Annotated in this window: 5 protein-coding genes; 2 read left to right on the top strand and 3 right to left on the bottom strand. The window is 64.9% G+C overall.

Features of this window, described 5'->3' with window-relative positions; all coding sequences use genetic code 11:
* Nucleotides 1-178 precede the first annotated feature (178 nt).
* A complete protein-coding gene (locus tag ACXJL8_RS32535) occupies nucleotides 179-529 on the top strand; it encodes a hypothetical protein (RefSeq protein WP_456618980.1) in 351 nt (116 codons plus the stop codon).
* Between the two features lie 46 nt (nucleotides 530-575).
* On the opposite strand, the gene ACXJL8_RS32530 is transcribed toward ACXJL8_RS32535, so the two are convergent.
* The 3 genes from ACXJL8_RS32530 to ACXJL8_RS32520 all read right to left on the bottom strand — a co-directional run bounded on the left by ACXJL8_RS32530 (nucleotide 576) and on the right by ACXJL8_RS32520 (nucleotide 4,845).
* Complete coding sequence (locus ACXJL8_RS32530) at nucleotides 576-3,284, bottom strand: autotransporter family protein (RefSeq protein ID WP_456618979.1); 2,709 nt, start codon at nucleotides 3,282-3,284, stop codon at nucleotides 576-578.
* A gap of 434 nt (nucleotides 3,285-3,718) precedes the next feature.
* On the bottom strand, nucleotides 3,719-4,123 hold the full coding sequence (locus ACXJL8_RS32525) for a (R)-mandelonitrile lyase (protein ID WP_456686261.1): 405 nt from the start codon (nucleotides 4,121-4,123) through the stop codon (nucleotides 3,719-3,721).
* Nucleotides 4,124-4,146: 23 nt separating this feature from the next.
* Nucleotides 4,147-4,845, bottom strand: a complete 699-nt coding sequence (locus ACXJL8_RS32520) for a ribonuclease activity regulator RraA (RefSeq protein WP_008129640.1) — start codon at nucleotides 4,843-4,845, stop codon at nucleotides 4,147-4,149.
* Between the two features lie 250 nt (nucleotides 4,846-5,095).
* Between ACXJL8_RS32520 and ACXJL8_RS32515 the strand changes: the two genes are divergently transcribed.
* Nucleotides 5,096-5,528, top strand: a 433-nt coding sequence (locus ACXJL8_RS32515; RefSeq protein WP_456686260.1) for a 5-oxoprolinase subunit B family protein, incomplete at its 3' end; no start/stop codon positions are given.

The following is a 5,528-nucleotide window of genomic DNA, read 5'->3' as shown; positions in this document are numbered from 1 at the left end:
GTGCGAATCTCGCTGCCGGAGAACGGCATTTCCGCGCCAACCGCCCTGCCCGCCGGCAGGCGCCCGCAGCCGCGACGGTGCGCCACCTCACAGAACCTCTGGGAGGCGTGACTGCCCTCACATCGCCCGCCCCACGCCCATGCCACGATGCCTGCAGGTTCACTCACAGGGGCGTGTCATGCACGGCTTTCGCAAGTGTCTTTTCGCCATCATCGTCGCCATCGCATGGCCGGCAGCGCAGGCGAGCGCCAGCACGTTCGACGGCGCATGGAATGTTCGTATCGCATCGTCGAGCGAGACCTGCGGCAACGGCGCAACCGTCTCGATCGGAATCAACAATGGCCAGATCGCGTCGAGCAGCGCCGCAGTGACGGCGTCAGGCCGGGTGGCCGATGCCGGCAGCATCAACGTCACCTTGAGCGCCGGCATCAAGCGCGCGGTCGGCTTTGGCCGGCTCAGCGGCACCTCGGGCTCCGGCACCTGGCGCGGCCCCCTGTGCACGGGAACGTGGACAGCGGAGAAACTCTAGAGGCCAGTGCGGTTCCAACGATGGGGGCCGACGTCACTTTCGTCCGTCACCAGACCACCCGGAAGCCACCGGTGCCCTTGTAACCGTAGTTTCCGGCGGCCGCCTGAAGACTCGCGCGGTAGGTCGTCTCGCCGAACACCGTGTAGCGTCCGTTTGCCCAGCTATAGCTGCCGCCGCCGCCGATGCTTCCCCACATCCGGTCGTTGGCGCTGGCGAAGCCGGTGCCGGCCACATCGATTCTGCTGCCGTCGAGAAACTCGTAATGAAGATTGCCGATCGCATAGACATCGGAGCGGACGATTCCCGAACCGTCGGTCCACGTCCTCTGGTGATCGACTGACAATCCGACGCGGCCGAGCAGGCTGTCGGCCTTGCTCAGGGAGACGAGCGCGCCAAAGCGATCGGTAAAGGCGTCGAAGTCGACCTTCGAATAGGAGAGTTGCGCCTGCGGCGTCAGCCAGAAACCATTGCCAACTGCGATGCGCCGGCCGCCCTCCGCACTGAAGGTGTAGCCGAAACCTTCATTGCCATGGGCCAAGCTGCCGGCCAGATCCGACGACAGGTCGCTGTGATAGAACATGGTCTGCGCCTGGCCGTCGACATAGAAGCCATCGTGTCCATACCAGGTGGCGGTCGCTCCGACGCCCGTTCCCTCGACGCGTATGCGCCCGTTGCCGAAGAACGAGCTGACATCGGCGTTGGTCAGGCCATGTTGCGCGGTCAGGCCGACGATCAATCGGCCACGACTGTTGTCGAGCGCAATGCCGTCGAGGCCGGTCTGTGCCTTTGCCTCGTCAGCCTTATAGGTGGAGCTTGTAGTGTTCGTGGGCTGCAACGCAAGTTGACCGCCCTCGATGCGGCCCCAGAACGCCGATTGCGTCCACGAAACATCCGCAGCCGGCGCGGTGGGTACGCCGGCACGCGCCATCGCTTCGCTGCCTGACCAATAGCGGCTTCCGACGCGCTGGCGCAGGCTCGGCGCCTGGTTCATCCCGAGCAAGACCTGTCCATAGTTCTCATAGAGGGGAACGCCGGGCTGGTAGAGTGGTCCCGTCGGCGCCGTGGCCGGGGGATTGATGAGACTGGAGCGCAGATACCAGTCGCCATCGGTCGGCGAGCTGATTCCGTTCTTTTGCAGCGTATAGGCGTAGGCGCCGCCGACGACGGCCTGCTGGCCGCTAATGACGTAGTTGCCCAGCAATGCAAAGGTGCCGTTCGAAGCACCAGTGACATCGATCACCTTGATGCCTCCGACAGTCTGGGCGCCCGAGCCGCCGACATTGGTGATCTGCAGCGTCGATGCGCCCGACGTGCTTCCCTGCACCGCCATGCGATCCGTCACCGAGCCGTCACCGCCAAGCGCGGTGCTGAGCGCAAGCGTGCCGCCGCTGCCGACATAATTGCCTGACACCGCGAGCGTGGCGCCCGGGACGCCGCCGGTCCGCACCGTACCGGCATTGTCCAGCGAGGCCATGGTCTGATTGAAGCCGTTCAGGTCGAAGGTTCCGCCCGCAGTTGCGACATAGGCGGACGTGGCGCTGAAGGCGCCCGCGGCGCCGGCACGGAGCGTGCCGCCCGTTACCTGGGTCGCGCCGCCATAGGTGTTGCTTCCCGACAGCGTCTGCGTGCCGCCCGTCATCGTCAGCCCGCCGGTGCCGTTGATGGCTCCGGCGAACGTATCGTTCGCATTGGTGATGATGAGGTCCTTTGCGCCGATATTGACGGTGCCGGTTCCTGCGAGACTCTGAATATGCGAGCCGGCGCCGGTGATTGCTGAAATGTCGAACGTTGCGTTCGCGACCACCCGGCGTGAGCTCGCGAGGGCATTGTCAGCAGAGGTTGCCGGGCCCGCCAGCGCAAGCGTGCCCTGCTGGATCACCGTTTCGCCGGTATACGTACTGCCGCCGCTCAGCGTGAAGGTCCCGGCGCCGATCTTGGTCAATCCACCGATGCCGCTGAAGGCAATCGTTTTGACGTTGAACCCATTGGTATCGAACGTCAGTCCGCCAGCGGCAATATTGATCTGGTTGACGCTTCCATTGAAAAAAGAGGCGGTATTGGCCAATGCCCGGACAATGGCGTTATCAAAGTTCATCTGCCGCGTCCCGGTGCCGACGGTTATGCCCGTCGTCTGCAGGATGCCGCCGCTGCTGATGTTGAGCGTGCCGGAGCTCCCGACGCTGTTCCCCAGTCTGAGGCCGTTTTGCGCGATGACGGCACCGCCGTTCTCGACGTTGAGCGTGCCGTTGCCGGCGAAACCAACGACCAGCTGGGCGCCGGACAGGATCCACTGCGATCCGGCTCCGGTGACCGTCACGATCCCGGTGCCTCCCTGGGCCACTCGAAGGAACACGCCGTCGCTGCTTGTGAGCTTACTCCCGTCCCGAATTGTCAGATTGCCGAATGATCCAACACCAGAGCCAACAGAAATGCCGCCGGTCGCGGCGGTCGCCCCACCGCTGAGGACGGTCGGGTTGGGGGATGTGACATTGATATTGGCCGTAACGCCGGCGACAGGCAGCGTTCCGGTTGACCAGTTGGTGGCAGTCATCCAGTCGGAGCTTGTGGCTCCGGTCCACGTTTGCGCCGCCGCGGATCGCGGCAGCAGCGCCGATAGCATGGCCACCGAGACACTCGCCAGCAGCAGACGACGGAATTGAGCGCCTCTGCGAGAGAGTAGTGAACGCGATTGGCTCAACTGCCGCTTGTCATCGATCGGTCGTGAAATCGCTGCTGCCCCGATGCATTGGCGCATGGCGCTCACTTCCTTGTTTTTGGTCTTGTTGCCGCAGCCTCGATCGGCAGCTTGCAGTCTCGACAATGTTCAACGACAGCGGAATGCTGCTGATCGTTACGATATGTGACTCACTGTAAACCGGTCAACAATGTGCTTGCTGCGCGAGGTCGAACCGGGAGAACCGTGCTCGCGATGCAACGTGCACGCGCCGGAGTTAACGGGCCGGTAACCAGCACGCGTCCCGTCGTCGTCGACCTCGCTCGCACGCCTGCTTGCAAAAGCAATGTATTCGGTGACAAGCGTCGCTATCGTGCCGTCTCACCGTAAGCCGCGTGTCGGCAATGCTTGACCGAAACTCCCCCGGCCGTTGGACGAGCTGCAAAAAAACTGGCCTCAAACGACAACGCACCGCCGAGGCGGTGCGTTGCGCGTCCTGGATATGCGCCGTCAACCTAGCCGACCGGCATCGAATACTCCGCGTCCGTCACCGGCTCCAGCCACGTCGAGTACACGCCGTCGAGCGCTTCCTGCATGGCGATGTGGGTCATGCCGTTGGTCGGCGTAGCGCCGTGCCAGTGCAGCTCGCCCGGCGGAATCCAGACGGTATCGCCGGGACGGATCTCCCTGACAGGCCCGCCCTTGGACTGGACGCGGCCGACGCCGGAGATGACGTACAGCGTCTGCCCGAGCGGATGGTGATGCCAGTTGGTGCGCGCACCCGGCTCGAATGAGACGCGCGAGCAGTTCAGCCGCGCCGGCGCGGGCGTCATGATGACAGGGTCCTGCCAGACCGTGYCGGTGAAGTTTTCCTTGGGCGCGCGGCGGGTCGGCCGCGTGCCTGCGACAGTGATCTCCATGGGGTACCTCGCTTGTTGTCTCGTTACTTCTTGCTTGCCGCGTAACGCGCCTTGGTCTCGGCGTTCATGGGATAGAGGCCCGGCAGCACCGCGCCGTTGTTCACCTCGTTGACGATCCAGGCTTCCATCCGTTCCTGCTCGACGCCTTCGTTGAGCACGTGGTCGAGCATCGCCTGCGGGATCAGCACGCAGCCATCCTGGTCGGCGACCACGATGTCGTTCGGGAACACCGCGACGCCGCCGCAGCCGATCGGCTCGCCCCAGCCGACGAAGGTGAGGCCCGCCACCGAGGGCGGCGCCGCATAGCCGTCGCACCACACCGGCAGATTGGTGCCGAGCACGCCCTCGACGTCACGCACCACGCCGTCGGTGACGAGCGCGGTGACGCCGCGCTTCATCATGCGCGCGCAAAGGATGTCGCCGAAGATGCCGGCGTCGGTGATCCCCATGGCGTCGACCACGGCGATGCAGCCGTCCGGCATCGCCTCGATCGCGGTGCGGGTCGAGATCGGCGACGACCAGGATTCCGGCGTCGCGAGGTCCTCGCGCGCGGGCACGAAGCGCAGCGTGAAGGCCGGTCCCACCAGACGCGGCAGGCCTGGGCGCAGCGGGCGCGCGCCGCGCATCCAGACATTGCGCAGGCCCTTCTTCAGCAGGACCGTGGTGATGGTGGCAGTGGTGATGCCGGCGAGGGTCTTGCGGGCTTCGGGGGACAGCGACATGGAAACAGACGAGCTCCGGATGGGCGGGAAAGGAACGCGCGCATCTTGCGAGCCCGGCGCTTTGCGTCAAGGGCCAAGAACGCAGGTCCGCCGGGCGGTTATGCGACGCGATAACAAGGCTTTATCGCTTCCCCCAGCATTAATTTATTGGACTTGCGAGCGCATTTACGCGAAGCAGGACCCAGCGGAACTCAAGGCTGAGCCCGCGCTTTTCCGACAAGCCCGATTTCGACAGCGCTTTGACAGTTCAATGGCCGCGACGCTTCCCCCGCCCCGCCTTCTGCCCAGTGGCGACAGCGCCGTCACGGTCGAGTTCAGCCGCACCATCGACGACGATGCGAACCAGCGCGTGCTGGCGCTCGACAAGGCGCTTGCCGCAAGCCCCATTGACGGCATCACCGAGTCCGTTCCGACCTATCGCTCGCTGCTGGTGCATTAYGATCCCGGCAGGATCGGCTTCGACCCGCTCGGCGAAAAGCTGCTGGCGCTCGCCAGCCAACCGCTGCCGCCGGCCACCAAGGCGCGCCGCTGGCGTATTCCCGTCGCCTATGGCGGCGAGCACGGCATCGACCTCGAGGATGTCGCGAAAGCGCTGAACACCACGCCCGACGACATCGTCGCCCGCCATACCGCCGGCGATTATCGCGTCGCCATGATCGGCTTCACGCCGGGCTGGTCCTATC

It is taken from the genome of Bradyrhizobium sp. P5_C11_2 (assembly GCF_054049755.1).
This window is presented reverse-complemented; position numbering and strand designations above follow the sequence as displayed.

Coding starts and splice junctions, on each gene's coding strand:
- ACXJL8_RS32535 (WP_456618980.1), top strand. CDS start 179: ATGCACGGCTTTCGCAAGTGTCTTTTCGCCATCATCGTCGCCATCGCA.
- ACXJL8_RS32530 (WP_456618979.1), bottom strand. CDS start 3,284: ATGCGCCAATGCATCGGGGCAGCAGCGATTTCACGACCGATCGATGAC.
- ACXJL8_RS32520 (WP_008129640.1), bottom strand. CDS start 4,845: ATGTCGCTGTCCCCCGAAGCCCGCAAGACCCTCGCCGGCATCACCACT.